We start from the raw sequence: 26476 nt of genomic DNA, 5'->3' as shown, positions 1-26476 counted from the left end.
CGTTGTCACGCGTCCCAGCGTTCGCCCCTGATGATGCGGACGAGCTGTCGCGCATGATATTCGGCGGTGCCGGAATTGACGATGGTGAAGTCGGGTGTCGCGGTGCTCTCGTCGACGGTGCGGGCCAGCCGCTGCGCGAGCAGACCGTCGCTGCTGCGTGCCCGCATCGAGAGCCGGGCGGCCAGCACGTCCGGCGGCGCCGTGACCAGCACGACCGTGGCACTGGCATAGTCGCGGCGGGCCGCCGCGATCACCGTGCGCGAGACGTTCGCGATCACAGTGCGTCCGGCGCGGATCTCGTCGTTGATCGCCCGCGACAGCGCATAGCGATGGCCATGCGCTTCCCAGTGCATGGCGTAGTCACCGGCGGCCGCCGCACGCTGGAACGCGTCCGCGCCGATCTCCTCATTGTCTTCCGACGCCGAGGCCTGGCGGGTGATCAGCCGGCGGGGAAACACGATGTCATGATCATCGGCGCAGGCCGCCTTCGCGAACCCAAGCAGCGTATCCTTGCCGGCGCCGCTCGGGCCGACCACCAGGATCAACCGGCCCGGCCCGATCGCAGCGCGCTGTTCGGCGATCACGGACGCATCGGTCACGCGACCCTCCTCCCCTCGCGCCAGACGCTGCGCACCACCGGCAGGTCGCGCGCGACGTGCACGCGGATCAGATCGGCGCGCCGGCCGACCGCGACCTCGCCGCGATCTGACAGACCGACCGCTTCGGCCGGCGTCTTGGTCACGGTGCGCACGGCGGAGGCAAGGTCGATCGCCGGCACATGCCGCGGCAGTTGCAACGCCGCCATCAACAGGCTGGACGGGATGTAATCCGACGACAGGATATCGAGCATGCCTTCATTGGCGAGATCGACCGCCGCGATATTGCCGGAGTGCGAGCCGCCGCGGACCACGTTCGGCGCGCCCATCAGGATGTCGATGCCGGCGGCGTGCAGGCCCCGCGCGGCTTCCATCGTGGTCGGGAATTCCGCCACCGCCACCTTGTCGTTGACGGCATCGACCACGTTCTCGTCGGTGGTGTCGTCGTGGCTCGCCAGCGGGATCCTGTACTCATGCGCCAGCGCGACGATCGCGCGGGTGTTCGCGACCGCATATTCCTTCTGATAGGCGAAGCGCCGCGCGAACAGCACGTCGAGCTGGGCGTCGGTCATGCCGCCGCCCTTGCCGCGGTAATAATCGCGCAACTTGACCTCGTCGCGGAACTGGCGCTGGCCCGGCGTATGATCCATCAGCGACATCAGCCGCACGTCCGGCCGGTCGATCAGCTCCTTGGCCTCGGCGACGACGTCAGGCATCGGTACCTCGCAGCGCAGATGCAGGAAGTGATCGGCGCGCAGCAGATCCTCCTCGCGTGCTGCCGAGATCGCCGCCGCCAGCACGCCGGCGCGGCCGTCGACGTCCTCGGCGCCGTCCTCGCGCCAGACCCGCAGCGAATCCAGCACCGTGGTGATGCCGGAGGTTGCGAGCTGCCCGTCATAGGAAATTACGGCGGCGACCGGGTTCCAGAACACCTTCGGCCGCGGCACGTAGTGCATCTCGAGATGGTCGGTGTGCAGCTCGATCAGACCCGGCATCAGGAGATCGCCGCCGGCGTCCTCCGCGCCCCCGGGCGCCCTGCCCTCGCCGAACTCGGCGATCTTGCCGTCAACGATAGCCACCCAGCCTTGCTCGACCACGCGATCGGCGAGGACCAGCCGGGCGTTGCCGATGATGGCGTCTTGCTTGGTGGTCATTTCAAACGGTCCTTCAGGCAGCAGCAGCGAACGAGGTCACATCGACGATGCGATCGGCAATCAGATGACGGATTTCGTCGTCATGGACAATGGCGACCATCGCGACGCCCCTGGTCTTTTTTTCCGCAATCAGCTCGACCACCACTGCGCGATTCGCCGCATCGAGCGAAGCGGTCGGCTCGTCCAGCAGCAGGATCGGCAGGTCCGAGATGAATCCGCGTGCAATGTTGACGCGCTGCTGCTCGCCGCCGGAGAAGGTCGACGGCGGCAAGGACCACAGCCGCTCCGGAATGTTGAGCCGGCGCAGCAGTTTGCCTGCACGCTCGCGGGCTTCCTCGCGCGCCACGCCGTTGACGATCAACGGCTCGGCGACGACGTCGATGGTCGCCACCCGCGGCACCGCGCGCAGGAACTGGCTGACATAGCCGATCGTCGAGCGGCGGATGCTCAGCACCTGACGCGGCTCGGCGGTCGCAAGGTCAACAACCCTGCCGTTGTGGCGGATGCCGATCCGGCCGCTGTCGCAGCGGTAATTGCCGAAGATCATCTTCAGGATCGAGGATTTGCCGGCGCCCGACGGGCCCGACAGCACCACGCACTCGCCGGGATCGGCGTGGAACGAGACGCCGCGCACCACGGGCAGCTCGACGCCGCCCTGCAGATGCATGGTGAAGGTCTTCTCGGCATTGGCAAGTTCGATCATCGCGGTCATTGGCAAGCTCATGGCGGCAGAATCGAGGAAACGAGCAGCTGGGTATAGGGCTCGCGGGGATCGTCGAGCACCTGGTCGGTGAGGCCGGTCTCGATGACGCGGCCGCCCTTCATCACCATCACGCGATGCGACAGCAGGCGCGCGACGGCGAGGTCGTGGGTCACGACGATGGCGGCAAGGCCAAGCTCGCTGACCAGATTGCGCATCAAATCGAGCAGGCGCGCCTGCACCGAGACGTCGAGGCCGCCGGTCGGCTCATCCATGAACACCAGCCGCGGCTCGGTGACGAGGTTGCGCGCGATTTGCAGCCGCTGCCGCATGCCGCCGGAATAGGTCTTCGGCGCGTCGTCGATGCGGCCGACATCGATCTCGACCCGTTCCAGCCAGGTCGACGCGGTGTCGCGGATTCGACCGTAGTGGTTCCAGCCGACCGCCATCAGCCGCTCGCCGACATTGGCGCCGGCCGAAACGCCCATGCGCAGGCCCTGCGCCGGGTCCTGATGCACGAAGCCCCAGTCGGTGCGGAACAGGAAACGCCGCTCCGCCTCGCCGAGCTCGGCGAGATCGCGCAGCACGCCGTCGCGCATCCGGTAGGACACCCTTCCTGCGCTCGGCGCGAGCTGCGCCGAGAGCAATTGCAGCAAGGTCGACTTGCCCGAACCGGATTCACCGACGATCGCCAGCACCTCGCCGGGATACAGCGCGAACGAGACGTCGCGGCAGGCCGGCAGCCGGCCGTAATTCTTGGCAAGCCCCTCGGCCACCAGCAGCGGCTGATCGGTGTCGAGGCTCGAAAGCTCAGACATTCGCCTTCTCCTTGTGCGGTGCTGCGCTCTCGGTGCCGTGATGGCCGGCGGCCTGGCGCTGCTCGCAGAAGTCGGTATCGGAGCAGACGAACATCCGGCCGCCCTTGTCGTCGGTGACGATCTCGTCGAGATATGAGTTATCGGCGCCGCACAGCGCGCAGGGCGCGTTGAAGCGGTAGCGCGTGAACGGATGGTCCTCGAAATCCAGCGAGACCACAGTGGTGTAGGGCGGGATCGCGTAGATGCGCTTCTCGCGGCCGGCGCCGAACAGCTGCAGCGCCGCGCAATTGTCCATCTTCGGATTGTCGAATTTCGGGGTCGGCGACGGGTCCATCACGTAGCGCGCATTCACCTTCACCGGATAGGCGTAGGCGGTCGCGATATGGCCGAAGCGCGCGATGTCCTCGTACAGCTTGACGTGCATCAACCCGTATTCGGCGAGCGCATGCATGCGCCGCGTCTCGGTTTCGCGCGGCTCGAGGAAACGCAGCGGCTCCGGGATCGGAACCTGATAGACCATCACCTGCCCCTCATGCAGCGTCGCCTCGGGAATCCGGTGCCGGGTCTGGATCACGGTCGCGTCGGCGGTCGAGGTCGTGGTCGCGACTCCAGCGGTCTTGCCGAAGAACTTGCGGATCGAGATCGCGTTGGTGGTGTCGTCCGAGCCCTGGTCGATCACCTTCAACACGTCGTCGGGGCCGAGGATCGCGGCCGTCACCTGCACGCCGCCGGTGCCCCAGCCATAGGGCATCGGCATCTCGCGGCTCGCAAACGGCACCTGATAACCGGGAATCGCGATCGCCTTCAGGATCGCACGGCGGATCATCCGCTTGGTCTGCTCGTCGAGATAGGCGAAATTATACGTCGGCGCGTTCATTCCGCGGCCTCCTGCAGTTCGACCGCCTGATTGGCCTCGGCGAATTCCTGCCGTAGTTTGCGCAGCAGGCCGAGTTCGGACTGGAAGTCGACGTAATGCGGCAGCTTGAGATGTTCGACGAAGCCGGTCGACTGGACGTTGTCGGAGTGCGACATCACGAATTCCTCGTCCTGTGCCGGCGCCACCGCCTCCTCGCCGAGCTCGCGCGCACGCAGCGCGCGATCGACCAGCGCCATCGACATGGTCTTGCGCTCGCTCTGCCCGAAGGCCAGCCCATAGCCACGCGTGAAGCACGGCGCCTCGGTGGTCGAACCCTTGAACTGGTTGACCATCTGGCACTCGGTCAGCTCGATCGAGCCGAGCGGCACGGCGAAGCCCGCATCCTCGGCAAAGAACTCGACCTCGACCTCGCCGAAGCGGATCTCGCCGGCAAAGGGATGGTTGCGGCCGTAGCCGCGCTGCGTCGAATAGCCGAGCGCAAGCAGGAAGCCTTCGTCGCCGCGCGCCAGGTTCTGCAGCCGCAGGTCGCGATCGGCCGGGAAGCTCAGCGGCTCGCGCGTGAGGTCGCCGACCGGCGCGTCGCCATCTGCCTGCGGCGACGCTTCGATCAAACCATCGCGACCGAGGATGTCGGTCACCCGCGGCGTCGCTGCCTGCGAAGCCTCCGCCGTCTCCGGCTGCTCCGGCACAAAGCCTTCCGCGAGCTGCGGATCGAGCAGACGATGGGTGTAGTCGAAGGTCGGCCCGAGGATCTGGCCGCCCGGGACGTCCTTGAAGGTCGAGGAGATGCGCCGCCGCACCTGCATCTCGCCGGTATTGACCGGCTCGGTGGCGCCGAAGCGCGGCAGCGTGGCGCGGAAGGCGCGGACCAGGAAGATCGCCTCGATCATGTCGCCGCGTGCCTGCTTGATCGCGAGCGCCGCAAGCTCGCGATCGTAGAGCGAACCTTCGGTCATCACGCGGTCGACGCCGAGCGCGAGTTGCTCGGAGATCTGCGCCAGCGTCACCTCGGGCACATCGCGATCGCCGCGCCGCTCATGCGCAAGCAACCGATGAGCGTTCTCGATGGCGCGCTCGCCTCCCTTGACCGCTACATACATCGCTCACACTCCGCTTGCGATCAGCCGCGTGGTGCGCGGGATCGCGACAATATTGTCGTCATGGACCAGCACGACATCGATGCCGCGCGGGAACAGGGCCTCGTTGATCGACAGCCGCTGGAACAAATCGCGCGGCTTGATCATCGCCTGCAGCACCGCGCTGCCGTCGATGCCGGGCCCCTTCAGCTCGAAGGCCGGCCCCTGCGTCAGGCTGTCGATCTGCAGGATCAGCGTGGTCGAGCGGTCCGGATATTCGCCGCTGCCGAACGCGAAGCACTCCAGTGCGGGCAGGTTCGCGGCATCTCCGATCAGCGCAAAGCTTGCGATCGAAGAATCCTCGACCACCGGCGCGCTGGCGTGAAACTTGAGCCAGCGGGCGACATCGGGCGTTGCGGACATCGCAGCGTCGAGCCAGATCGGCGTATCGTGATCGAACAGCGTCAGCGCGATCGCGGCCGCGCCGCGCATCAGACCGGCCGGCGTTCCGACGCTGGCGGCGACGCGCTGCACGCTGCCCGGGCGCGCCATCGCATCCATCACGGAGCGGAAGGTTGATTGCGCCGACAGCACCTTGTCGGCAAAGCCTGCGGGCATTTCGGCAATCGTCGTCATTGCATCATCCCTCACCGCGCACCATCGTGTAGAAATCGACCCGCGTCGCCGCGGTCTCGGCAGCCTTGCGGCTACGCTCGGCATTCATGGCGGCCCGCAGCGGCGCGATCACCTTGGCCTCCACCTCGCCGGACAACTCCGCCGACTGCACCATGGCGTCGCACAGCGCGATCATCCGTGCCTTCTCGGCATCGCGGCCGAGCGTGTAGCCGAAGCCGACCTCGCCGCTCGCAAGCCGCACCGCCGCGCGCGACACCGTCGCCTCGCCGAGATTGAACGGCGCGCCGTCGCCGCCGACCCGCCCGCGCATCATCACGAGGCCGTTCTCGGGCTCGCGCAGGTTCTCATGCCCGGGCAACGTGATCGCCGCCAGCCGGCCTGCGATGTCGCTAGCGGCGGAGTGCGCCAGCACCGACATCGCGGCCTTGCGCTGCGCCTGCTTGCTGTTTGGTCCGGTCGAATTGGTCGAACTCATGCGCAACCTTGCTTGCATCAAGTTGTCTATGATAATAGACAACTTGATAGCCGAGCGCCATGACTGTTTCGTGACAAACCGAAGATTTCTGGTATCACCGCGCGATGAGCATGCAGGAGAGTTCCGGCGTCGCCTTGTGGCGGCAGGTCGCCGACGGCATCGAGCGCGGCATCGCTGACGGCCGCTTTGCCGCCGGTGAAAAACTGCCGGGCGAGATGGAGATCGCCGAGACTTACCGGGTCAACCGCCACACCGTGCGGCGGGCGCTCGCCGCACTCGCGGAGCGCGGCCTGGTGCGCGCCGAGCGCGGCAGCGGCACCTATGTCGAAGCCCAGCGCCTCGCTTATCCGCTGCGCTCACGCACGCGGTTTTCGGAGATCGTCGGCGCCGAAGGTCACGAACCGCGCGGCCAGCTGATCGAGGCAAGCAGCGACCTCGCCAACCGCGAACTCGCGCGCGACCTCGGCCTGAAGACCGGCGCGCCGCTGATCCGGATCGAGGCCGTGCGCTTCGCGGATCGGACTCCGATCTGCGTCTCCACCACCTGGCTGTCGGCGGAGCGATTTCCCGATGCCGGCAGCGTGTTCGCCGATGTCCGCTCGATGACCAAGCTGCTGGCGCATTATGGCGTCCGCGATTACCGGCGCTCCTCGACAAGGATCACCGCGGCGATCGCCGACGCCACCGACGCGGCGCGGCTCGATCTGCCGCTGGGACGGCCCGTGCTCGTGGTCGATTCGACCGACGTCGATCTGACTGACCAGCCGCTGGTGACCAAGCGCTCGCGCTTCGCCGCCGAGCGCGTCGAGTTTCTGGTCGAGAACGGCTGACGTAGTGTGCTTCTGGCTCGCCCCGCTGTTGCGGGGAGAGGCAGAGGAGACGCTACACGACGGCGCGCTGGCCGATGATGGCAAAGCGCAGCTTGCTCGAGATGAAATCGATCGCGGCGACCGCGATCAGGATCATCAGGATCAGGAACGACACCTTCTGCCATTCCAGCACGCGGATCTGCTCGGCGAGCTGCAGGCCGATGCCGCCGGCGCCGACGATGCCGATGATGGTGGCAGAACGGGTGTTGGACTCGATGAAGTAGAGCACCTGCCCGGCGATCACAGGCAAGACCTGCGGCAGCAGGCCGAAGCGGATCTCGTGCAGCGCATTGCCGCCGGAGGCCCTGATACCCTCGACCTGCTTGCGATCCGCCGCCTCGATCGCCTCCGAGAACAGCTTTCCGAACGCGCCGAAGTCCGACACCATGATCGCCAGCACGCCGGCGAACGGGCCGAGGCCGACGACGTTGATCCAGACCAGCGCCCAGATCAGCGTATCGACGCCGCGGATCGAGTCGAGGAAGCGGCGCACCGGAAAGCGGATCAGGTTCGACGGGATGATGTTGCGCGCCGCGAGCAGGCTGACCGGCAGCGCCAGCAGCGCGGCAAGCGTGGTACCAAGCAGCGCGATCGACAGCGTCTCGCCGAGCGCCTGCATGTAGAGCGGGAACGACGAACCGGGATTCGGCGGGATCATCATCATGGTGATCCAGCCGAGCTGGCTCATCCCCGCGATCAGCCTGGTCGGCGAGAAGTCGAGATCGACCAGGCCGTAGACGAAGATCGCGAGCGCTGCCGCGATCATGGCCGGCATCGCCAGCCGCGCCGATGCGGGCCGCTCGAACACGCCGGGATATTTGGCCCGCAGCTCCGCAGCGTCCGGCTTCGGCATCTGGCTCATCGGCGGGTCTCCTTACCGAACAGCCGGCCGCGCAGCCAGCCGGTCGAGATGTCGATGATGAAGACGGTGACGATGATGGTGACGAGGATGGCGCTGACGTCGGAATAGTAGAACTTGCGGATCGCGACCACGAGCTCCTGCCCGATGCCGCCGGCGCCGACGAAGCCCATCACCGACGCTTCGCGGACGTTGATCTCGAACCGCAGCAGCGCATAGCTGGCGTAGCCCGCCGACACCTGCGGCAGGATGGCAAAGCGCATGCAGGACAGCCAGCTTGCGCCGGTGGAGCGGATGCCCTCTACCGGTTTCATGTCGGCGTTCTCGACGATCTCGGCGAACAGCTTGCCGAGAGCCCCGGTGGTGTGGATCGCAATCGCGAGCACACCGGCCATCGGGCCGAGGCCGAACGCGATCACGAAGATCAGCGCGAATACGATGCCCGGCACGGTGCGGGCGAATTCCAGCAGACGGCGGACGACGAAGCGCACCCACGGTCCGGGTGAGGTATTCTGGGCGGCGAAGAAATTCAGCGCGAAAGCGAGCACCGCGCCGGTCAGCGTGCCGACATAGCTGATCAGGATCGTCTCGCCGAGCATCCTCAGCCATTTATGCCAGCCCCAGAACCATTCGCCGGGATCGGTCCAGACCCGCGCGCCGGAATCGAGCGTGAGAATACGATCGAAATAGCTGACGAAGTTGCCGAAATAGGTGAACAGCGTGCGCAAATTCACTTCGGCGCCGAAGGCCGCGATGACCAGAACGATGCAAAACGCCGCGGTGGCCAGCGCGCCCTTCAGCCGCTTGCGCGCGACCGCCTTGCGGTAGGCGTCTTCCAGCACCGCCAATTGCTGGGCTGGAAGAATGGATACGGCAGTGGCCATCGTTCTGGTCGGTTTGGCTGGAGGTCAAATGCAACGGGCCGGGTTATTGAAACCCGGCCCGGTTCGTTTCCGGGAGGCGATCAGCTCGCCTTCTTGCGCAGCCTGTCGACGAACTTGATCAGCTCGATCGTGCTGTCCCAATCCTTGGTCGTAGCGGGATGGAAGCCCTTCTTCTGGCCGTCGGAGAGACGGTCGAAGGCGGCCTTGTCCTTGGTCGGCGCGTCGAAGAAGGCCTTGGCGATCGCCGCCTTCAGATCTTCCGGAAGGTCGGTGTTGTAGGCGTAGGGGCCGTTGATGATCGGCGACGACTTGTTGATGATACGGAAGTCGTCCTTCTTCATTGCCGAGCCGTCGGCGTTCTTCAGCATGCCCTTGGTCAGCATCTGAGCGAGCGTCGAGTCGTCCTCGTTGGTCCACTGGTTGGCCGCGATGTCGACGGTGCCCTGGGCCAGCGCCAGCACGGCGTTTTCGTGGCTGCCGGTGAACACGACCTTGCCGAAGAAGCCCTCGGCATCGTGGATGCCCATCTTGTCGAGCTCGAAGCGCGGCACGTTGTTGCCCGAGGTGGAATTCGGATCGACCAGGCCGAGGTTCTTGCCCTTCAGGTCTTCCACCTTCTTGTAGGGGCTCGAGGCCTTGACGAAGAACACCGAATAGTAGCCGGTCGAACCGTCGGCGTTCATGTCGTTGGCGAAGGCGTCGGTCTTGACGCCGGTCAGGCGGGCGCGGGCGAACGAGGCCGAGCCGTAGCTGGCAATCTGGATGTTGCCGGAACGCTGGCCTTCGATGACGGCCGCGTAGTCATTGGCGATGCGCAGCGTGACCTTCACGCCGAGCTCCTTCGACAGATACGCGACGAACGGCGTCCAGCGTTCGGTGACGCCCGAGGCGTTCTCGGCCGGCACCACCGCGAAGGTGAGCTCCGGATACTTTGCCTTCCAGTCCTGCGCGGAGGCCGAACCGGCAAAAGCCAGCGCGGCAGCGCCGGCCAGAATGATGCGACGAGTGATCATGACTACCCCTGTTCTGTAGTTGCACCTGTTGGCCGGGCAAAATGCCCGGCCTCTCGGATTGAAAATGACGCGACGCTCAGGCCGCGGCAGCGGTGCCGAGCGCCGGCGCGGTCGCGCCGTCGGGCGCCGGCAGCGGCGCCGCGCCGATGACGTCATTGGCCTCGAGGTCATAGAGCTCGCGGGCGATATGGTCGGTGAGCGCCGCAGGCGCTCCGTCGAACACCACGCGGCCGGCCGCCATACCGACCAGACGGTCGCAGTAGGTGCGCGCGAGGTCGAGCGAGTGCAGATTGCAGAGCACGGTGATGCCGAAATGCTTGTTGATGCGCAGCAGCGCATCCATCACGATCTTGGTGTTGCGCGGATCGAGCGAAGCGATCGGCTCATCGGCAAGGATGATGTCGGGCTCCTGCACCAGCGCGCGGGCGATGGCGACACGCTGCTGCTGGCCGCCGGAGAGCTGGTCGGCGCGCTGCGCCGCGAGCTGGGCGATGTCGAACTGCTCGAGTGCGGACAGCGCGAGCGCCCTGTCCTGCTCCGGCCAGACCTGCGCCAGCGAGCGCCATGACGGAATCTGGGCAAGCCGGCCCATCAGCACGTTGGTCAGCACGTCGAGACGGCCGACCAGATTGAATTGCTGGAAGATCATCGCCGAACGCGCCCGCCACTGCCGCAGCGCCTTGCCGCGCAGCGCGGTCACGTCAGTGCCTTCGAACAGGATACGGCCGGAGGTCGGATCGGCGAGACGGTTGATCATCCGCAGCAGCGTCGATTTGCCGGCACCGGAGCGGCCGATCACGCCGACAAAGCTGCCCGGCGCAATCGAGAAAGACGCGTTGTCGACCGCGGCTTTTGCGCCGAAACGGCACGTCAAACCTTCCACCACCAGCATGTAATGCTCCAACCGCGTCACGTTGGGCCATCGCTATCCCCGGCGTTTTACAGTTATGTGACGGTTGCGCTGCGGTGCGGCGATCGTTCACACCCGTCTTTGTCCACCCCTTGCTGTCACCGCGACGTCATGATGTTGTCATCAAGCATCCCGATGACGAGCGCACATCTCCCCGGAAGCCAACGATTTGCAAGATCAGCGGAGGCCCTGATGGCCGGAAAAACACTCTCGGTTGTGCCGACCGTCGACCCGACTGCGTCGGTTCGCGAGAGCAAGCTCGGCAAATATACCGAGGTCGGCGCACGCACGATCCTGCTTGAAGTCAGCATGGATGACTATTCCTACGTCGTGAACGACAGCCAGATCACCTACACGTCGATCGGCAAGTTCTGCTCGATCGCGGCGATGACCAGGATCAATCCCGGCAACCACCCGATGCATCGCGCGACCCAGGCGCATTTCACCTACCGCGCCAGCGCCTATTTTCCCGGAGAGAGCGACGACACCGACTTCTTCAACTGGCGACGTGCGCACCACGTGCATATCGGCCATGACGTCTGGATCGGTCATGGCGCGATCGTGCTCGCTGGGCGGAACATCGGAACCGGCGCGGTCGTCGCTGCCGGTGCGATCGTCACCAAGGACGTGCCCGCCTATGCCATCGTCGCCGGCAATCCCGCGCGTCCGGTGAAGCGGCGCTTTTCCGAGGATGTCGCGGATCGCCTCGCCGCACTCGCATGGTGGGACTGGGATCACGAGACACTTCGTCGTGTTCTGCCCGACTTTCGCAAGCTCGCGGTCGAGGAATTCCTCGACAAGTACGAGGCCGAAGCCGTATCTCAATCAAAAGCAAAACAACGGAGCGCGACATCGTGACGGACATTTTCATCGAGGGCGGGCGCGCGCTGGTTGACGGTGCATTCGTAGAGACCTCGCTGCGCACCGCGGGCCGCGACATCGGCGCGCTCGACACCGAACAGGGGCGCGCCGCGCTTCATATCGATGCCAGCGGCCTCCTGGTGCTGCCCGGCATCATCGATCTGCACGGCGATGCGTTCGAGCGGCAGATGATGCCGCGCCCAAGCGTCGACTTCCCGACCGACGTGGCACTGATCGACAGCGATCGGCAGGCGATCGCCAACGGCATCACCACCGTCTTCCATGGCACGACCTGGTCGTGGGAGCCTGGCCTGCGCAGTGCGGAAAATGCGCGGAAGCTGCTCGATGCGATCGAGGCGCTGCGGCCGCAGCTCGCCGCCGACACGCGTTTCCATCTGCGCCACGAGACCCACAATCTCGACGCCGAGACCGAGATCATTCAATGGCTCAGCGAAGGTCGGATCGACCTGTTCGCCTTCAATGACCACAGCAACGTGAAGCCGAAGAAGCGCAACCAGCTGGCCGAACGGGCCGGGCTCTCGGTCGAGGCCATCAACGAGATGCTCGACCAGGTGGTCGCGCGCCGTCCCGAAGTGCCGGCCTCGATCGCGCGGCTGGCCGCCGCGGCACGCGCGGCCGATATCCGCATGCTCTCTCATGACGACAACACTCCGGTGATGCGTCAGGAGTTTCGCGCGCTGGGCGCCACGATCGCCGAATTCCCCGTCAATGAAGAAACCGCGCGCGACGCCGCGGCCGCCGGCGACTTCATCGTGTTCGGCGCGCCCAACGTGGTGCGCGGCGGCAGCCACACCGGCTGGACCAAGGCGTCCGACATGATCGCACAGGGGCTCTGCTCGGTGCTGGCGTCGGACTATTACTATCCGGCGCAGCTGCTCGCCGCCTTCCGCCTCGCCGCTGACGGCATCCTGCCGCTCGCCAGGGCCTGGGACCTGATCTCGTCGGCACCGGCACGCGCGGCAGGGCTCGTCGATCGCGGCGTGCTCGCGGCGGGCCGCCGCGCCGACATCATCGTCGTCGACGACAAGGTGCCGCTGCGGCCGCGCATCGTCGCGGTGATCTCGTCCGGACGGCTGGTGCATCTGGCCGATGCGAGCTGCCTCGTTCATTCGATCGCGCCGCGCAAGACCGTTGCGGCGGCGTAGTTCGGCTCTGCTGTCATGACCACTACACCGCGCTACGCGATCTATTACGCGCCGTCACCCGACAGCGCCCTGCACCGCTTCGGTTCGGCACTGCTCGGCTATGATGCGGTGTCGGGCGACGACCTGCCGTTTCCCGATGGCGTCACGCCGGACTGGCGCGAGGTGACGGAGGACCCCCGCAAGTACGGCTTCCACGCCACGCTGAAGGCGCCAACCGCGCTCGCCGACGGCAGCAATGAGGCCGCGCTTCTCGATGCCTGTGCCGCCTTCGCCGGCCGCGCGCGGCGCATTCCTGTGATCGAACCGGTGGTCGATGCCATCAGCGGCTTCATCGCCGTGATTCCGGCGAGCCGTTCCGATGATCTGCAACAGCTTGCCGCCGACTGCGTCACCGCGTTCGACCCGTTCCGCGCACCACTGACGGCTGAGGATCGCGCGCGGCGCAAGCCCGAACGGCTCACCGCGCGGCAATGCGACTATCTCGACCGCTGGGGCTATCCCTACGTGATGGAGGAATTCCGCTTCCACATGACGCTGACGGGACGGCTGAGCGACGAGCGGCGCGGCCCTATCGTGGCGCGGCTGCGCGAGCGGTTCGCCGCAGTCGACCTCTCGACGCTCGCGATCGACCGCATCGCGCTGTTCAAGCAGGCGGAGCCGGCCTCACGCTTCCGGATCATCGGAAGCTGGCTCTTGCAGGCGAGCTAGTCCCGCTTCGCGAGTTCGGCCAGAAGCCACTTCTTGAACGTCTGCAGCGCGCGATTGCGCTGCGCGCCGGACGGATGAACCAGCCAGTAACTGCCAGTGACGTGACCGACCGGCAAGAGCCGGCGGATGGTGCCGCGCCGTTCGCTTTCCGCGATGAACGGCTCGAGCGCGAGCGCAACGCCGGCACCCCGCTCGGCGGCCTGCAGCGCGGCGACAAAGCTGTCGACCGAGATCGCGCGCATTGCCGGCGGCATCGGTTCACCGGCATGCTTGAACCAGAGCGGCCAGGCCGCCGGGAACGTCGTCACATGGATCAGCACGGCACGCCCGAGGTCGGCGGCAGTGCGCAGCTTCAACCGCCGCGCCAGCGCCGGCGCGCCGACTGGAACGGTGCTCACATCCATCAGGCGATGCGCGACGACGCCCTCGGGCTTGTCGGGCCCGAAGCTGATGCCGGCATCGAACGTCTCGGTGTCGAAATCGACGTTGCGGTTCGAGGTCTCGATCGCGAGATCGACCTCGGAATGCCGGGTGAGGAACGAGGATAGCCGCGGGATCAGCCAGGCCGACGCGAATTGCGGCAGCACCTTCAGCCGCAGCCGGCGTTGGCCGGCCGCCTCGACCGCGGACTCCGCCTGTGCCAATGATGCGAACGCGCGGCCGGTTGCGGCCGCCAGCTTCTCCCCTGCGTGGGTCGGCCGAACCACGCGGTGGGCACGGTGAAACAGCGCAACGCCGAGATGGGCTTCGAGATTGCGGATGCGGTGGCTGATCGCCGAGGCGCTGACATTCAGCGCGCCCGCAGCCTCCTTGAAGCTGCCGAGCCTGACCGCGACATCGAACGCCTGCAGCGCCAGCAGGTGCGCCGGCCGAAGGCTCGCCGCGGCGAGGTCGTCCCTTCCCCGCGAGGCTGACCGGCGCCGCGGTCGTGGATTGTTCCTGCTCATCGGCCGATCCTAACGGCGAGCCGCCCCCGATGTCGCGCGAAAAATCAGGTTCGGATGAATGCCATTCATCCGAACCTGGCAGCTTTCGCTTGTCGCGCGCGGCGCAATGCGAAATCCTGTCCCACGAACCAGACCGGCGGCAAGCCCGGCCAACCGAGCGGGAGAACGGCGATGACGACACAGCTCGCGGACGAAGCATCCATCGTCGATCGCATCCTCAACCATATCGACGCGAAATCGACCGATCTCAGCGACGGCGTCTGGCATGAACCCGTCGCGCATTATCTGTCGCAGGATCGCTTCGCGGCCGAAATCGACCACGTGTTCCGCCGCACGCTGACACCGTTCTGCCCGTCGGCCGCGCTCGCAGAGATCGGCGCCTATGTCGCGCGCGATGCGGCGCTGACGCCTGTTGTCGCGATCCGCGGCGCCGACGGCGTCGCACGCGCCTTCCGCAATGCATGCCGGCACCGCGGCGTGCAGCTGGTCGACGGCGCCGGCTGCCGCAAGGCGCTGACCTGCCGCTACCACGGCTGGACCTACGGCCTCGACGGCCGGCTGCGCGGCATCCCCGACGACCATGGTTTTCCCGGGCTCGACAAGACCACGCATGGTCTCGTGCCCGTCACCTGCATCGAGCGCGATGGCCTGGTGTTCGTCTCGCAGGACGATCCCGCCGCGGCGACAGATGCCAGCGACTTGCCGGCCTTGTTCGGCGACGACTGGACACTCTATTCGACCGTCATGCAAGAGGTCGAGGCGAACTGGAAGATCGTCGCCGAAGGCTTCCTCGAGGGCTACCATATCCGCTCGACGCATCAGGATACGTTCTATCCGTTGCAATACGACAACCTCAACGTGATCGAATCGTTCGGCCGCAACAGCCGGATCAGCTTCCCCTATCGACGCATCGAGAAGCTGCGCAACGTGCCGCCGGGTGAGCGCCGGACGGCCGGCATGCTGACCCACGTCTATCACCTGTTTCCGAACGTGATGCTGTCGACCTTCCCGACCAACCGGTTGATGACGGTGCTCGAGCCGCTCGCCGTGGACCGCACCCGGCTCGTCACCTACACGCTGTCGAACCAGATCGCGGCGGACGATGGCCGCGCCGCGGTCGCCCAGGGACGCGACTTCGTCACCGCGGGCGCGGCCGAGGATCGCGAGATGGCCTGCGCCGCACAGCGCGGGCTCGCAACGCGGGCCAACGATCACTTCACCTTCGGCCTGTTCGAAGGTGCGATCAGGCACTTTCATCAGAACCTGGCCGCGATCATCGAGCGCGGCGCAAGCGCCCGCTGATCTGCATCAATATTGCGCACCGAGGACCGAGCATGCTGAACCACCCGACCGTCAAATATCGAACCGAGCAGGCGATCGCGATCGTGACCATCGATCGCTATGACGAGGCGCGCAACGCGGTCAATCCGGAGACCGCGCAGGGGCTGGCGCAGGCGTTCCGCGCGTTCGATCGCGATCCGTCGCTGTCGGTCGCGATCCTGACCGGCGCGGGCGGCGCGTTCTGCGCCGGCTTCGACCTCAAGCGCACCGCGACCGGCCATCGCGGCCATCGTGTCGAGAACGGCGACGGCCCGATGGGCCCGACCCGCATGAAGCTGTCGAAGCCGGTGATCGCCGCGGTCGAGGGGCCGGCCGTGGCGGGCGGACTCGAGCTTGCGATCTGGTGCGATCTCCGCGTCGCCGCATCCGACGCCACCTTCGGCGTCTATTGCCGGCGCTTCGGCGTGCCGCTGATGGACCTCGGCACCGTGCGCCTGCCGCGCCTGATCGGGCACAGCCGAGCGATGGACATGATCCTCACCGGCCGCGGCGTCTCCGGCGAGGAGGCCGGGCGGATCGGGCTCGTCAACCGCGTGGTCGCACCGGGCACGGCGCTCGCCGAGGCGCGCAGCCTCGCCGACGATCTCTGCCGCCTGCCGCAGGCGGCGCTACGCAGCGACCGACTCTCCGCCATCGAGCAATGGGAGCTCGGCTGGGAACAGGCCACGCTGAACGAATTCCGCCTCGGGCTTGCGACGGTCGCGACCGGCGAGACCGAGGCCGGCGCCCGCCGCTTCGCAAGCGGCAAGGGCCGGCACGGCGATTTCGCCGACATCGGCTGAGCAGCGCGTTACTCGTCCACCCGGGTGCGCGCGATGATCTCGGCGGCGCCCTTCTCCAGGAGCTCCATGCCGACGGCGCGGCCGAGTTCGCGCGGCCGCTCGGCGGGCCCTCGTCGCGTCACCTCGATGAAGCCGGCGCCGGCCTCATCCAGCACGGCAGCACGCAGCGTCAACTCGCTGCCCGCGAGCGTGGCGTGGCCGGCGATCGGCGAATTGCAGTGGCCGTTGAGCACCCAGAGCACCTCGCGCTCGGCCTCGGCGGCAAGCCGCGACGGCGCGTTGTCGATCGCAGCAAGCCGCGCACGCGTCGCCCAATCGGTGTCGACGCATTCGACCGCGACGATCCCCTGGCCGACCGCGGGCAGCATCTCGGCGACGGAGAAATCATGTGCAACGCGCGCCGTCATGCCGATGCGCTCGAGGCCGGAGCGCGCCATGACAAGCGCATCCGCCGGCCCCACCTCGCCGCCATCGGGCAGCCGCTGCTTGTCGCCGCGATCGAGCTTTGCAACGCGTGTGTCGGCGGCGCCGCGATAGTGGATCACGGTCGCTTCCGGAAACAGCCGGCGCAGATAGGCGGCGCGGCGCACCGCGTTGGTGCCGATCATGAAGCCCTTGCCGCGCGCGGCGCGGATCGTGTCCAGCGACAACCCGGGACGCAGCACGAGGCTGTCGTTGGCGGCATCCCGCGCCAGCATCGCCGCGAGGACGAGCCCCGGCGTCTCCTCATTGCCCGGCACGTCCTTCAGCGAATGCATCGCGGCCTGCAGCGTGCCGGCACGCATCGCCTCGCGAATCTCGGCGACGAAGGCGCCGCCCTTGCCGCCGTGTCGCAGCAGCTTGCTGGTCTGGTCCGCATCGCCGCGGGTCTCGAACTTGACGATGTCGACGGCAAGGTCGGCCGCCGAGGCGCGCAGCAGCCGCGCGACCTCGTCCGTCTGCGCGAGCGCCATCGCACTCTTGCGCGTCCCGATCCGCAAAACCTGTCCCGACACGAAAGCTCCGCTGCGTGGTCATCAACGGCTGGGGATTAGAACAAAAGGCCAGTCAAAACAATGGTTTTTGCCCCCGCTTGGCCGGCTCAGGCAATCTCCTCAACAAGCGCGACGCCAGCCTCGCGCATCGCGGCGGTGGCGACGGCGAGCGAACCGCCGAGATCGATGGCGCGGCAGCCGGATAACACGACCGTGGTCTCGAAGCCGAGCCGCCGCGCATCGAGCGCCGAATACTGCACGCAAAAGTCCGTCGCCAGCCCCGCCATCACGACGCGCTTCAGGCCGCGCTCGCGCAGATAGCCGGCGAGCCCGGTCGGCGTGGTGCGATCGTTTTCGAAGAACGCCGAATAGGAATCAATCGCGGCCCGGAATCCCTTGCGGATCACGAGCTCGGCCCGGTCGGCCGCAAGCCCGCGGTGAAGCGCGGCGCCCGTCGTGCCCTGGATGCAATGATCCGGCCACAGCGTCTGCGGCCCATAGGGCATCGTGATCGAGGAGAACGGCGCCGCGCCCGGATGCGAGCTCGCGAACGAGCTGTGAGCCGCCGGATGCCAGTCCTGGGTCAGGACAACATGGTCGAACCGCTCCGCGAGCCGGTTGACCACCGGCACCACGGCATCGCCGTCCGCGACCGCCAGCGCGCCGCCCGGGCAGAAATCGTTCTGCACGTCGATAATCAGCAGCAGGTCGTCGGGCCCGATCTTCATCAGGTGCCGATCCGCAACGACGCGCGCAGCTTGCGCAGGCAGGCGATCACCGAGAGCGCGGTGATGCGGCCGGTCTTCGGATTCTCCGAGGGGATGTTCTCGATCATCATCGAGAACCGCGCAGAATCAGAATCGACCTCGATCCGGTGGGTGTTGCGCGTCACCGTCGGGTCGGCCCAGATCTCGACCCGTGTGCGATCGGGTCCGATGCCGGCGAGCGACAGCGCCACCGCGACGTTGAGATTGGCCGGAAAGCCCTTGGCAGCGTCGCGTGCGCTCCCCTCGAAGATGCGTAGCGGCGCGGTGATGCCCTCGATCCGGATGTCGTTCTCGACCAGATGCGGCGCGCCGAGCAGGCCCGCGACTGGCTTTCGTGTCACCAGTTTCACGGAATGGATGGTCCCGATCGCCGCGGCCGTCACCGCATCGAGCCCGATCAGCGCGCCCGTCGGCACGATGATCTGGCCGCCATGCGCGTTGGCGAGATCGACGAGGTCGCCGTTCTGCAACAGCGCACCGACGCTGAGCACCACTGCGGTCTTGCCGCGCTCCACAACCGGCGCCACGATCGAGCGAACCACCCTGCTCGGCGCGCACTCGACCACGATGTCGGCGACATCGGCCAGCTCAGCGATCGGCACCAGCTTCGGCGCGGATTTGAGCTCCGCAATCCAGCCGCGATGCTTGTCGGGGCTGTTCGCGGAGACCGCAACCAGCGTCAGGCCCTCGATGCCCCGATCGAGTGCCTTGACGACATCAGTGCCGATCGCGCCAAGACCGGCGACCGCTACCCGCAATTTTGTCTTGTTGTCAGCCATCATTTCCCGCCGGCGAGCATCTTGACCAGGCGATAGAGATACTCCTGGCCTTCGTAGAACGACTTGACGAGCACGCGCTCGTCCTTGCCATGATTCCGGTTGTCGTCGACATCGGCGCCGAGCCCGGAATGGCCGTAGGTCGGAATTCCGGCATTGCGCAGGAACAGGCCGTCGGTGGCGCCGGTGCTCATGACCGGCACGACCGCAGCGTCCGGCCAGAACTCCTTCGACAGCTTCTCGATCGATCCCATGATCTCCTCGTTCAGCGGCGACGGCGGGCTCAACGTCGCCTTGCCGCCCTTCACCTCGATCCGCTTGTCGGCGAGCGCACGCTCGATCTGGGCCTGCACGCCCTCGACCGGCTCGCCGGGCAGGATCCGGCAATTCACCCCCGCGGTCGCAAGCTGCGGCAGCGCATTGATGGCGTGGCCGCCATGCAGCATGGTCGCGACGCAGGTGGTGCGGAGCTGCGCGTTGTAGCCGGGAATCTCAGACAGCCGCGCCAGCGCCGCCGGATCCGGCTGCGGCGCCAGAATGGCGCGGATGTCGTCGGCGTTCTGCTTGCTCTCGGTCTCGGCGGTCTTGGCGAAATAGATCCGCGTGGTCTCGTTGAGATTCATCGGGAAGTCGTATTTCGACAGCCGAACCAGGCCTTCGGCGAGGCGATAGATCGCGTTGTCCTTGCGCGGCAGCGATGAGTGGCCGCCGCGGTCCGTGACCGTGAGCTGGTAGGCAGTGGAGATCTTCTCGCTGGTCTGCACGCTGTTGCGGATCGCCTTGCCGTTCTTCAGGCCGACGCCGCCGCCTTCGTTGAGCGCGAACTCGGCATCGATCAGGTCGCGGTGGTTCTTGATCAGCCACTGGATGCCGAGGGCATTGGTGTCGCCGATCTCTTCATCGGTCTCCAGCGCGACGATGATGTCGCGGTCGGGTTTGTAGCCTTCCTTCTTGTAGCGGATCAAATTGGTGACGAAGGAAGCAGCCATGTATTTGTCGTCGCTCGAGCCGCGGCCGTAGAAATAGCCGTCCTGCTCGGTGAGCTTGAACGGATCGACCGTCCAGTCCTCGCGGTTGGCGGGCACGACGTCGATATGGGCGACCAGCAGGATCGGCTTGCGCGCGCCGGAGCCGTGCAGGCGTGCCACCAGATTGCCTTTGTGCGGCGCGGGCGAGAACACCTGCACGTCGCCCTCGGGGAAGCCCGCCGCGCGGAGCCGCGCGCCCATCGCTTCCGCCGCCTTCTGGGTATCGCCGGTCGCGGTGGTGGTGTTGATCTCGACCAGCTCCTGGTAGATGCCGCGGGCAAATTGCTGCTGCTCGGTCAGCCCCTCGGCACTGGCGCCGGACGCGAGCAGGATCAGTGCAAGCGCGGCCGCGAGCCGCAGCGATCGAACCATGTCTCTAGCCTTGTACGACATCGTGCTCTCCCAGAATTCGACCGCCTGATTGGCGACGAATTCAGACAGGCGGCACGCGCTTTGGCAAGACGCTGAGCCCTTCAATTTCCGCGCGCATGCTCCGCAGTTTCGCGCATCCTATTTGGAGTCCTTATTTGGCTTCCTTGTTAGTATCCTTGGCCGCGATCACCTCGATCTCGACCAGGAAGCCGGGATTGGCGAGGGCCGCGACGCCGACCACCGAGCGTGCCGGCAGGTTCGGCTGGCTGCCGCCGAAGAACTGGGTGTAGCCCTCCATGAAGGCCTTGAAGTCCATCGGGGCCGACGCGTTGTGGACCAGGAACACCTGCATCTTGACGACGTCGCCCATGCCAAGGCCCTGGCCTTCGAGAATGCCCTTGATGCGGTTGAGCACGCCGACGGTCTGGGTCTTGGTGTCGCCATAGGCCTGCGGGCTCGACGGGTCGGCGTCCTTGCTGACGACCGGCGGCACCTGGCCGCTGACATAGACCGTGGTCGTGTTGCCGGTGACGGTCACAGCCTGCGCGATCGGGAATGTCGAGTTGGGAATCGGATGCCTGACCACATCGGCCGAGGCAGCCGTCGCCATCGCCGACAGTGCGGCGCCCAACACAATACCGATGAATTTCATCAAACTCTCCCCATGAGTGGCCTGGTCAGCGGCGGGCGTCCTGGACATCCTTGGCCGTCACCGCATCCTGATAGTTGTTGCCGAAGTGCGTCCGCAGATAATTCACAACAGCGGCGACCTGACCATCGGTCATCATGTCGCCGAACGCCGGCATGCCGCGGCGGCCGTTGACGACGAGGTAGATCGGATAGCTGCCGGATTCGAGAGTCTTGTTGCCGGCAAGCGAGGGATAGGTGCCGGCGCCGCTCGCGCCCATCGCATCCGGCATGTGGCAACCCTGGCAGACATTGCCGAACAGCTCCTCGCCGGTCATTTCGACGAAACGATAGCCCGACGAGAAGGTGCGCTTGCCGGCGCCACTATCCTGTCCAAGGGCCGCGGTTGCCGACAGCAGCGCCAGCGCGGCGATAGCAGAGATTCCTGTCCGCCTCATCACGTCTTCACCACGCGTTCGTGCAGTCGGGTAATGGCGTCGAGCGCCGACAGGATCGCGCCCTCCTGCCAGGCCGGCAGTTGGGAGGCGTGCTCGCCCGCGAGCGCGATGCGGCCGTCGATCTGGCAGAGATTGCGATAATGCTGCGCCCGCCCGGCTTCGGTCCACTCCCCGGCGCAGCCGAGGGTAAACGGCACCCGATGCCACGCCACCGCGACGCCGTTCTCGAACTCGCTCTTGTATTGCGGATGGATCTTGGCGCCGAATTCGACCGCACTGGCGACCCGCTCGGCCGGCGTCATCGCCGTGAACTCGAAGGAATTGGCACCCTCATAAAGATAGGCGCCGAGCAGGACGCCGCGGCCGCCGCGGTTGAACCCATAGTTCGGATAGCCGATATTCCGGATCGGCAGGTCGGTGTAGCTGATGCCGCCATAGATCGCCTCATCCTCTTCCCAGAACCGCCGCTTGAACTGCAGCCCGACCTTCACCGAGGCGGCGTAGGGCAAGGAATCGATCGCGTTCTTCATCGGCCCGCTGACATCGAGAGGCAGCTGGCTCAGGATCGGCAGCGGGATGGTGCAGATGCACCAGTCGGCGGTCGCCTGCTGCACCGCGGATGGACTGGCGGTGTCGACATAGCTCACGGTGACGCCCGAGCCGTTCTGCTGGATCTGCGTCACCTTGGAATTGTAGCGGATGAGATCGCCGACCTCGCGCGCGAACGCCTTGCCGATCATGTCCATGCCGCCGACCGGCTGGAACAGCGTCATCTGGAAATCGTAGCGTGCAAAACTCTGCAGATAGCGCCACATCCGCGACCGCAACAGCTCCTGGAGCGGGATCGGGTCGCTGGGCAGCGGATCGCCCATCAAGCCGCCGCCGGGATCGCGCGCATAACCGCGGAACTCGGCGGAGCCGAGGTTGGCATTGTACTTGTAGTCGCGATCCAGCGCGCCCCAGTCGCGTAGCGCCTGCAGCAGGATCTCCTGATCTTCCTTGGTGACGAACTCGTCGAGCCTGCCCTGCTGGCTGACCTTCGCCAGCAGCTCCGCCACCCCGCCCTGGAAATCGGCCTTGATGCTGCGAAAGCGTTGCGGCTTGCCGCCGAATGCACGCGTCGCGTGCATATAGGCGTTGTGGTTGAGCTGGATGAAGGGTTCCAGCGTCACGTTGAGCCGGCGGCAATAGTCGAGGAGCGCGCGGTGATGATAGGGAATCCGCCATGGGCCGGGATTGAGATACAGCCCCTGCTCGAACTGGCAGGTCTGCTTGAGGCCGCCGAGCTCGGTAAAGCTGTCGCCGCCGCGGATCGACCAGTTGCGGCCGCCGGCGCGATTGTTGAATTCGAGGATCTGGACCTTGTAGCCGGCCTTGCGCAGCTCCAGCGCCGCCGTCATGCCGGCAAGCCCGGCGCCGAGGATCAGCACCGAAGCGCCCTTGACGTCGCCCGCGAGCTTGAGCGGCCCCTTGTAGGCAGACTCGGATGCGAAGCCGAGGCTCGTCATCGCGTGATACATCGCCGAACTGCCGGCGATGGTCCCGATCAGCGCCAGCAAATCCCGCCGCCTGATCACAGATTCGTTCTGCACCCGTGTTCACCCAGCCACTGACGCCGATGCCGAAGGGAAACGGTTGACGCGACCCATGTCAAGAAAGGGCGCACGCTTCCACACGCACCCACACGCGCTTTTGATGCATCACGCGACCGCTCCATCACACCACACGCTCGAGATGCACACGCCGGCAGTCCATTTCGAAATCGAGCCCGACCACCGGCGGACAGTCGAAATGCCAGGTCAAGCCGTTGCGCAGCACGCCACGGCGGCCGAGCTCGATTTCGAGCACGGGATAGACGTCATGCACGGTGTAGAGCTGCACCGCGGTGGTGTCCCGCCAGGAGCCACCGAACGCGCTCATCCGCCGTTCCATCTCACCGAGCACGAACTTCGCCTTGGCCGAGATGCCGGCGGGGCTGGTGTCGCCGGGCGCCACGGTATGATCGCGGTAATTGGCCTTGCCCTCGACAGACTCGCCGCTGCCGGCCACGACAAAACTCGTCTGCGCGTCCTTTGCGGCCGGCACCGTGTAGCAGAAGGCATGGAAAGACGGCTCGCCGGGCGGATCGAGTTTCGGACAGACATTGCTCCGCGCCACCGGATTGACACCGTCCCGCATCACGCCCCAGGCGATCAACGTCTCGATGTAGATCTCGTTGAAGGCCTTGAACCCGTCCTCGGTGAACGGCGCCGGCGAGCGCAGTTCACAGGCCCCGAACGCCGTCAGCGGACGGCCTGCGGCCTTGATGATGTCGGCAATCCGCTCGAACCCGGCGCTCAGCGGCACCGGCCCGGAAAACCTGACCCGCTCGATGGTAAAGCCGGGCAGCGCGCCGATGCCGCAGGAATACTGACTGACGCCGGGCATGAAGCGGTAGTCGCCGTCCGGGGTGTCGATGGTGCTGGTCATGGTGCCTCGCGATGTGGAGTGATGCGGCCGTTACGATGACGTCGCGGGATGCAAGATACATACGAACGGCCCGATTTCATCACAGCCGTCGTCCTGGCGAAAGCCAGGACCCATAACCACAGCATTCGGTGATGAACGGGACAGTGGCCACTGCGCGCGCAACAATGTGCAATTGGGGTAATGGGTCATGGCTTTCGCCAGGACGACGATGAGATCGTTCTCGATTCAAGATGTCGAAGATCGGTGTTATCGCCGCGAAGGCGAAGATGGGTGACGCAGCCGCGGCTCTCTCCGGCCGGCGTCCCTGCGAAGGCCGGGATCCATACTCCGCGGCAGGTGTTGTCGAAGGGACTCGTCGTTCCAGCATTGCGTAGCAATTTGCATTTGTGGTTATGGGTCCCGGCCTTCGCCGGGACGACACTGAATGTGTTGCAGCGCCTGGGAGTTACACATCCGCATTCTCGCGACATGTTTGTCCGAGCTTTGCTCTTCGTTCCGCCCTCTCTCGCAGAGGGCGCAGGGAAAGCCGGGTGCCGATCGCACCCATGGGCCCCGAGCATAGGATAGAAAGCTCGGGGGTAGGACCACAGGTGTAACCGGAAACAACCCGGCTTTCCCTGCGCGATGGGTTACGGCTTACTTCGTGCTCTCCCCGGCGAGACTGGGCTTGCTTGTCACCGCCTTCGCAAGACGCTCAAGCATCCTGCGACGAGACACCTGCCGTTAGGGCGTCAGGACCACACGACTTCACCGTCCGCCTCGGTCACGCGTCGTCACCCGTGACCTCGACGTCCACCGCATCTCACCGCAACACTCCTGACGATGCGCAAGCGCCCCTCGATCGGGTGAGACGGGCGAACCATACACTGAGTTGCCGTTACGATAAACCGAAATATTTTTGCGCGAGAGGCTTGACGCATTTTCACTGAGTTGCCCGTCGGGCAACTCAGTGGCACGCGCGTGAGGGAGCCGCCGGCGGCAGGGTTCCCTCTCCCCTTGCGGGAGAGGGAGCCTGAGAGGCGTGCTCACCTTACGGTGCGCTCTGACCCGACCGCCTCGCCTACTGCGCCTTCGCGATGTACGGGCAACCGCCTTCAGCGAGCGGACGGAAGGCCTGGTCGCCCGGCACCGTCGCGAGGTACTCGTAGAGGTCCCACTTGCCCTTGGACTCTTCCGGCTTCTTGATGCGCATCAGATACATGTCGTGCACCATGCGGCCGTCCTCGCGCACGACGCCGTTCTGGGCGAAGAAATCATTCACCGGGGTCTTGCGCATCTGTGCGATCACGGTCTCGGAATCGGCCGAGTTGGTGGCGGCTACCGCCTTGAAATAGTGCCGCAGCGCCGAGTTGACGCCGGCCTGATAGGCGGTCGGCATCGACCCGTGGCGCTTGAAGAACTCCTGGGCGAAGACGCGGGTCTCGGGCGTGCGGTCCCAATAGAAGGAATCGGTGAACAGCAGATCATGCGCATGCGCGAGGCCGAGCGCCGGCACGTCGGTGAGCGTCACCTGCAGCGCGACGAGTTGCATGCTGGCGCGGATGTTGAACTCGTCGGCCTGCGACACCGCATTGCGGAAGTCGGAGCCGGCATTGGCGAGCGCAAGGATCTTGGCGCCGGAGGACTGGGCCTGCAGCAGGAAGGACGAGAAGTCGGCGGTGTCGAAGGGATGGCGGACCGCGCCCAGCACCTTGCCGCCGGCGGACGTCACGGCCTTGCTGGCATCGCGCTCCAGCGCCTGACCGAACGCATAATCGGCCGTGAGGAAGAACCAGGGCGTGCCGCCGCGCGCGACCACGGCCTTCGCCGTCGCGTTAGAGGAAGCATAGGTGTCGTAGGTCCACTGCACGCTGGTCCGCGAGCATTGCTTGCCGGTGAGATCGGATGAACCGGAGCCCGAGATCAAAAACAGCTTCTTGCGTTCGCGCGTGACGGTCTGGATCGCGAGCGCCACCGCGGAATTGACGCCTTCGGCGATCACGTCGACACCCTTGTTGTCGATCCAGTTGCGCACGATGCCGGTCGCGACGTCGGGCTTGTTCTGGTGATCGGCCGAGATGATCTCGATCTTGCGTCCGGCGACCGTGCCGCCGATCTCCTCCGCGGCCATCTGCGCCGCGATCACCGACCCCGGGCCATTGCCGTCGGAATATTGCCCGCTCATGTCGGTGATGATGCCGACCCGCAGCACACCATCCTCCGCCCGGGCAGCGCCGGCTGCAAATGAGAGACACACGGCGGCGATTGCGGCCAGGAGATGCGAGCGTTTGGTGATGGACATTTCGTTCCCAGGGATTCGGATGGTTCGGCCGATCTCCTGCAGCAATCAGGGA

28 protein-coding genes are annotated in these 26476 nt (G+C 66.1%); 6 read left to right on the top strand and 22 right to left on the bottom strand.

The genetic code is table 11. The annotated features are described in order from the left end of the window. Positions 1-5 precede the first annotated feature (5 nt). From phnN to phnG, 8 genes are read right to left on the bottom strand one after another with little or no spacing between them, the layout of a single operon-like run. On the bottom strand, positions 6-599 hold the full coding sequence (gene phnN, locus JQ507_07215) for a phosphonate metabolism protein/1,5-bisphosphokinase (PRPP-forming) PhnN (GenBank protein ID QRI71271.1): 594 nt from the start codon (positions 597-599) through the stop codon (positions 6-8). Next, a complete protein-coding gene (locus JQ507_07210) occupies positions 596-1750 on the bottom strand; it encodes an alpha-D-ribose 1-methylphosphonate 5-triphosphate diphosphatase (protein ID QRI71270.1) in 1155 nt (384 codons plus the stop codon). The genes phnN and JQ507_07210 overlap by 4 nt, the downstream gene beginning before the upstream one ends. Positions 1751-1763: 13 nt before the next feature. Then, positions 1764-2462, bottom strand: coding sequence for a phosphonate C-P lyase system protein PhnL (phnL, locus tag JQ507_07205; GenBank protein QRI71269.1), 699 nt, complete (start codon positions 2460-2462; stop codon positions 1764-1766). 8 nt (positions 2463-2470) lie between these two features. Next, a complete protein-coding gene (gene phnK, locus JQ507_07200; protein ID QRI71268.1) occupies positions 2471-3268 on the bottom strand; it encodes a phosphonate C-P lyase system protein PhnK in 798 nt (265 codons plus the stop codon). Next, a complete protein-coding gene (locus tag JQ507_07195) occupies positions 3261-4145 on the bottom strand; it encodes an alpha-D-ribose 1-methylphosphonate 5-phosphate C-P-lyase PhnJ (protein ID QRI71267.1) in 885 nt (294 codons plus the stop codon). The genes phnK and JQ507_07195 overlap by 8 nt, the downstream gene beginning before the upstream one ends. After that, on the bottom strand, positions 4142-5245 hold the full coding sequence (locus JQ507_07190) for a carbon-phosphorus lyase complex subunit PhnI (protein ID QRI71266.1): 1104 nt from the start codon (positions 5243-5245) through the stop codon (positions 4142-4144). Before JQ507_07190 ends, JQ507_07195 begins: the two co-directional genes overlap by 4 nt. 3 nt (positions 5246-5248) lie before the next feature. Further along, positions 5249-5857: a phosphonate C-P lyase system protein PhnH gene (phnH, locus tag JQ507_07185; GenBank protein QRI71265.1), complete on the bottom strand. Its 609-nt coding sequence runs from the start codon at positions 5855-5857 to the stop codon at positions 5249-5251. Positions 5858-5861: 4 nt separating this feature from the next. Next, positions 5862-6332 (bottom strand): phosphonate C-P lyase system protein PhnG, encoded by a 471-nt coding sequence (gene phnG, locus JQ507_07180; GenBank protein QRI71264.1) that lies wholly within the window; start codon positions 6330-6332, stop codon positions 5862-5864. Positions 6333-6436: 104 nt separating this feature from the next. Between phnG and phnF the strand changes: the two genes are divergently transcribed. Beyond that, positions 6437-7162, top strand: a complete 726-nt coding sequence (gene phnF / locus JQ507_07175) for a phosphonate metabolism transcriptional regulator PhnF (GenBank protein QRI71263.1) — start codon at positions 6437-6439, stop codon at positions 7160-7162. Positions 7163-7214: 52 nt separating this feature from the next. Here the strand turns inward: phnF and phnE (JQ507_07170) are convergent, their stop codons facing one another. The 4 genes from phnE (JQ507_07170) to phnC all read right to left on the bottom strand — a co-directional run bounded on the left by phnE (JQ507_07170) (position 7215) and on the right by phnC (position 10849). Beyond that, positions 7215-8063 (bottom strand): phosphonate ABC transporter, permease protein PhnE, encoded by an 849-nt coding sequence (phnE, locus tag JQ507_07170; GenBank protein QRI71262.1) that lies wholly within the window; start codon positions 8061-8063, stop codon positions 7215-7217. Further along, positions 8060-8944, bottom strand: a complete 885-nt coding sequence (gene phnE, locus JQ507_07165) for a phosphonate ABC transporter, permease protein PhnE (protein QRI71261.1) — start codon at positions 8942-8944, stop codon at positions 8060-8062. Before phnE (JQ507_07165) ends, phnE (JQ507_07170) begins: the two co-directional genes overlap by 4 nt. A gap of 80 nt (positions 8945-9024) precedes the next feature. Then, positions 9025-9957: a phosphonate ABC transporter substrate-binding protein gene (gene phnD, locus JQ507_07160; GenBank protein ID QRI71260.1), complete on the bottom strand. Its 933-nt coding sequence runs from the start codon at positions 9955-9957 to the stop codon at positions 9025-9027. Between the two features lie 76 nt (positions 9958-10033). Then, positions 10034-10849, bottom strand: a complete 816-nt coding sequence (phnC, locus tag JQ507_07155; GenBank protein ID QRI73233.1) for a phosphonate ABC transporter ATP-binding protein — start codon at positions 10847-10849, stop codon at positions 10034-10036. 210 nt (positions 10850-11059) lie between these two features. Here phnC and JQ507_07150 point away from each other — a divergent pair, with 210 nt between their 5' ends. Genes JQ507_07150 through JQ507_07140 form a run of 3 tightly spaced genes read left to right on the top strand, consistent with a single transcriptional unit; the run spans position 11060 to position 13602 of the window. Beyond that, positions 11060-11725 (top strand): chloramphenicol acetyltransferase, encoded by a 666-nt coding sequence (locus tag JQ507_07150; GenBank protein QRI71259.1) that lies wholly within the window; start codon positions 11060-11062, stop codon positions 11723-11725. Then, on the top strand, positions 11722-12894 hold the full coding sequence (locus JQ507_07145; GenBank protein QRI71258.1) for an alpha-D-ribose 1-methylphosphonate 5-triphosphate diphosphatase: 1173 nt from the start codon (positions 11722-11724) through the stop codon (positions 12892-12894). Before JQ507_07150 ends, JQ507_07145 begins: the two co-directional genes overlap by 4 nt. Positions 12895-12909: 15 nt before the next feature. Then, entirely contained in the window at positions 12910-13602 is a 693-nt protein-coding gene (locus JQ507_07140; protein ID QRI71257.1) for a DUF1045 domain-containing protein, read from the top strand. On the opposite strand, the gene JQ507_07135 is transcribed toward JQ507_07140, so the two are convergent. After that, positions 13599-14453, bottom strand: coding sequence for a LysR family transcriptional regulator (locus JQ507_07135; GenBank protein ID QRI73232.1), 855 nt, complete (start codon positions 14451-14453; stop codon positions 13599-13601). The two genes, JQ507_07140 and JQ507_07135, sit on opposite strands and share 4 nt — an antisense overlap. A 150-nt stretch (positions 14454-14603) precedes the next feature. On the opposite strand from JQ507_07135, the gene JQ507_07130 reads away from it, so the two are divergent. Both JQ507_07130 and JQ507_07125 read left to right on the top strand, forming a co-directional pair. Beyond that, positions 14604-15851: a Rieske 2Fe-2S domain-containing protein gene (locus JQ507_07130; protein QRI71256.1), complete on the top strand. Its 1248-nt coding sequence runs from the start codon at positions 14604-14606 to the stop codon at positions 15849-15851. A gap of 32 nt (positions 15852-15883) precedes the next feature. Further along, positions 15884-16672: a crotonase/enoyl-CoA hydratase family protein gene (locus JQ507_07125; GenBank protein QRI71255.1), complete on the top strand. Its 789-nt coding sequence runs from the start codon at positions 15884-15886 to the stop codon at positions 16670-16672. A gap of 8 nt (positions 16673-16680) precedes the next feature. Here JQ507_07125 and hemC read toward each other — a convergent pair whose 3' ends face one another. From hemC to JQ507_07080, 9 genes are all read right to left on the bottom strand, one after another. Beyond that, a complete protein-coding gene (gene hemC, locus JQ507_07120) occupies positions 16681-17652 on the bottom strand; it encodes a hydroxymethylbilane synthase (GenBank protein QRI73231.1) in 972 nt (323 codons plus the stop codon). A gap of 101 nt (positions 17653-17753) precedes the next feature. After that, positions 17754-18374: a bifunctional nicotinamidase/pyrazinamidase gene (gene pncA / locus JQ507_07115; GenBank protein QRI71254.1), complete on the bottom strand. Its 621-nt coding sequence runs from the start codon at positions 18372-18374 to the stop codon at positions 17754-17756. Further along, positions 18374-19192 (bottom strand): aspartate dehydrogenase, encoded by an 819-nt coding sequence (locus JQ507_07110; protein ID QRI71253.1) that lies wholly within the window; start codon positions 19190-19192, stop codon positions 18374-18376. The genes pncA and JQ507_07110 overlap by 1 nt, the downstream gene beginning before the upstream one ends. Continuing rightward, entirely contained in the window at positions 19192-20610 is a 1419-nt protein-coding gene (locus JQ507_07105; protein QRI71252.1) for a M20/M25/M40 family metallo-hydrolase, read from the bottom strand. The genes JQ507_07110 and JQ507_07105 overlap by 1 nt, the downstream gene beginning before the upstream one ends. 130 nt (positions 20611-20740) lie before the next feature. Further along, positions 20741-21241: a hypothetical protein gene (locus JQ507_07100; protein QRI71251.1), complete on the bottom strand. Its 501-nt coding sequence runs from the start codon at positions 21239-21241 to the stop codon at positions 20741-20743. Between the two features lie 25 nt (positions 21242-21266). Then, positions 21267-21674 carry a cytochrome c gene (locus tag JQ507_07095; protein ID QRI71250.1) on the bottom strand — a complete coding sequence of 136 codons (408 nt, stop codon included), beginning with the start codon at positions 21672-21674 and terminating at the stop codon, positions 21267-21269. Beyond that, positions 21674-23266 (bottom strand): NAD(P)/FAD-dependent oxidoreductase, encoded by a 1593-nt coding sequence (locus JQ507_07090; GenBank protein ID QRI71249.1) that lies wholly within the window; start codon positions 23264-23266, stop codon positions 21674-21676. Before JQ507_07090 ends, JQ507_07095 begins: the two co-directional genes overlap by 1 nt. A 124-nt stretch (positions 23267-23390) precedes the next feature. Continuing rightward, positions 23391-24143 (bottom strand): hypothetical protein, encoded by a 753-nt coding sequence (locus tag JQ507_07085; GenBank protein ID QRI71248.1) that lies wholly within the window; start codon positions 24141-24143, stop codon positions 23391-23393. A gap of 1060 nt (positions 24144-25203) precedes the next feature. Further along, positions 25204-26424 (bottom strand): ABC transporter substrate-binding protein, encoded by a 1221-nt coding sequence (locus JQ507_07080; GenBank protein ID QRI71247.1) that lies wholly within the window; start codon positions 26422-26424, stop codon positions 25204-25206. Positions 26425-26476: the final 52 nt, after the last annotated feature.

Source organism: Bradyrhizobium sp. PSBB068 (assembly GCA_016839165.1).
In the GTDB taxonomy this organism is placed as follows: domain Bacteria; phylum Pseudomonadota; class Alphaproteobacteria; order Rhizobiales; family Xanthobacteraceae; genus Bradyrhizobium.
This window is presented reverse-complemented; position numbering and strand designations above follow the sequence as displayed.

Excerpts from the sequence above, each read along its gene's own strand:
- JQ507_07210 (QRI71270.1), bottom strand. The coding sequence starts at position 1,750 with ATGACCACCAAGCAAGACGCCATCATCGGCAACGCCCGGCTGGTCCTC.
- phnL (QRI71269.1), bottom strand. The coding sequence starts at position 2,462 with ATGACCGCGATGATCGAACTTGCCAATGCCGAGAAGACCTTCACCATG.
- phnK (QRI71268.1), bottom strand. The coding sequence starts at position 3,268 with ATGTCTGAGCTTTCGAGCCTCGACACCGATCAGCCGCTGCTGGTGGCC.
- JQ507_07195 (QRI71267.1), bottom strand. The coding sequence starts at position 4,145 with ATGAACGCGCCGACGTATAATTTCGCCTATCTCGACGAGCAGACCAAG.
- JQ507_07190 (QRI71266.1), bottom strand. The coding sequence starts at position 5,245 with ATGTATGTAGCGGTCAAGGGAGGCGAGCGCGCCATCGAGAACGCTCAT.
- phnH (QRI71265.1), bottom strand. The coding sequence starts at position 5,857 with ATGACGACGATTGCCGAAATGCCCGCAGGCTTTGCCGACAAGGTGCTG.
- phnG (QRI71264.1), bottom strand. The coding sequence starts at position 6,332 with ATGAGTTCGACCAATTCGACCGGACCAAACAGCAAGCAGGCGCAGCGC.
- phnF (QRI71263.1), top strand. The coding sequence starts at position 6,437 with ATGAGCATGCAGGAGAGTTCCGGCGTCGCCTTGTGGCGGCAGGTCGCC.
- phnE (QRI71262.1), bottom strand. The coding sequence starts at position 8,063 with ATGAGCCAGATGCCGAAGCCGGACGCTGCGGAGCTGCGGGCCAAATAT.
- phnE (QRI71261.1), bottom strand. The coding sequence starts at position 8,944 with ATGGCCACTGCCGTATCCATTCTTCCAGCCCAGCAATTGGCGGTGCTG.
- phnD (QRI71260.1), bottom strand. The coding sequence starts at position 9,957 with ATGATCACTCGTCGCATCATTCTGGCCGGCGCTGCCGCGCTGGCTTTT.
- phnC (QRI73233.1), bottom strand. The coding sequence starts at position 10,849 with ATGCTGGTGGTGGAAGGTTTGACGTGCCGTTTCGGCGCAAAAGCCGCG.
- JQ507_07150 (QRI71259.1), top strand. The coding sequence starts at position 11,060 with ATGGCCGGAAAAACACTCTCGGTTGTGCCGACCGTCGACCCGACTGCG.
- JQ507_07140 (QRI71257.1), top strand. The coding sequence starts at position 12,910 with ATGACCACTACACCGCGCTACGCGATCTATTACGCGCCGTCACCCGAC.
- JQ507_07130 (QRI71256.1), top strand. The coding sequence starts at position 14,604 with ATGAATGCCATTCATCCGAACCTGGCAGCTTTCGCTTGTCGCGCGCGG.
- JQ507_07125 (QRI71255.1), top strand. The coding sequence starts at position 15,884 with ATGCTGAACCACCCGACCGTCAAATATCGAACCGAGCAGGCGATCGCG.
- pncA (QRI71254.1), bottom strand. The coding sequence starts at position 18,374 with ATGAAGATCGGGCCCGACGACCTGCTGCTGATTATCGACGTGCAGAAC.
- JQ507_07110 (QRI71253.1), bottom strand. The coding sequence starts at position 19,192 with ATGGCTGACAACAAGACAAAATTGCGGGTAGCGGTCGCCGGTCTTGGC.
- JQ507_07105 (QRI71252.1), bottom strand. The coding sequence starts at position 20,610 with ATGTCGTACAAGGCTAGAGACATGGTTCGATCGCTGCGGCTCGCGGCC.
- JQ507_07100 (QRI71251.1), bottom strand. The coding sequence starts at position 21,241 with ATGAAATTCATCGGTATTGTGTTGGGCGCCGCACTGTCGGCGATGGCG.
- JQ507_07095 (QRI71250.1), bottom strand. The coding sequence starts at position 21,674 with ATGAGGCGGACAGGAATCTCTGCTATCGCCGCGCTGGCGCTGCTGTCG.
- JQ507_07085 (QRI71248.1), bottom strand. The coding sequence starts at position 24,143 with ATGACCAGCACCATCGACACCCCGGACGGCGACTACCGCTTCATGCCC.
- JQ507_07080 (QRI71247.1), bottom strand. The coding sequence starts at position 26,424 with ATGTCCATCACCAAACGCTCGCATCTCCTGGCCGCAATCGCCGCCGTG.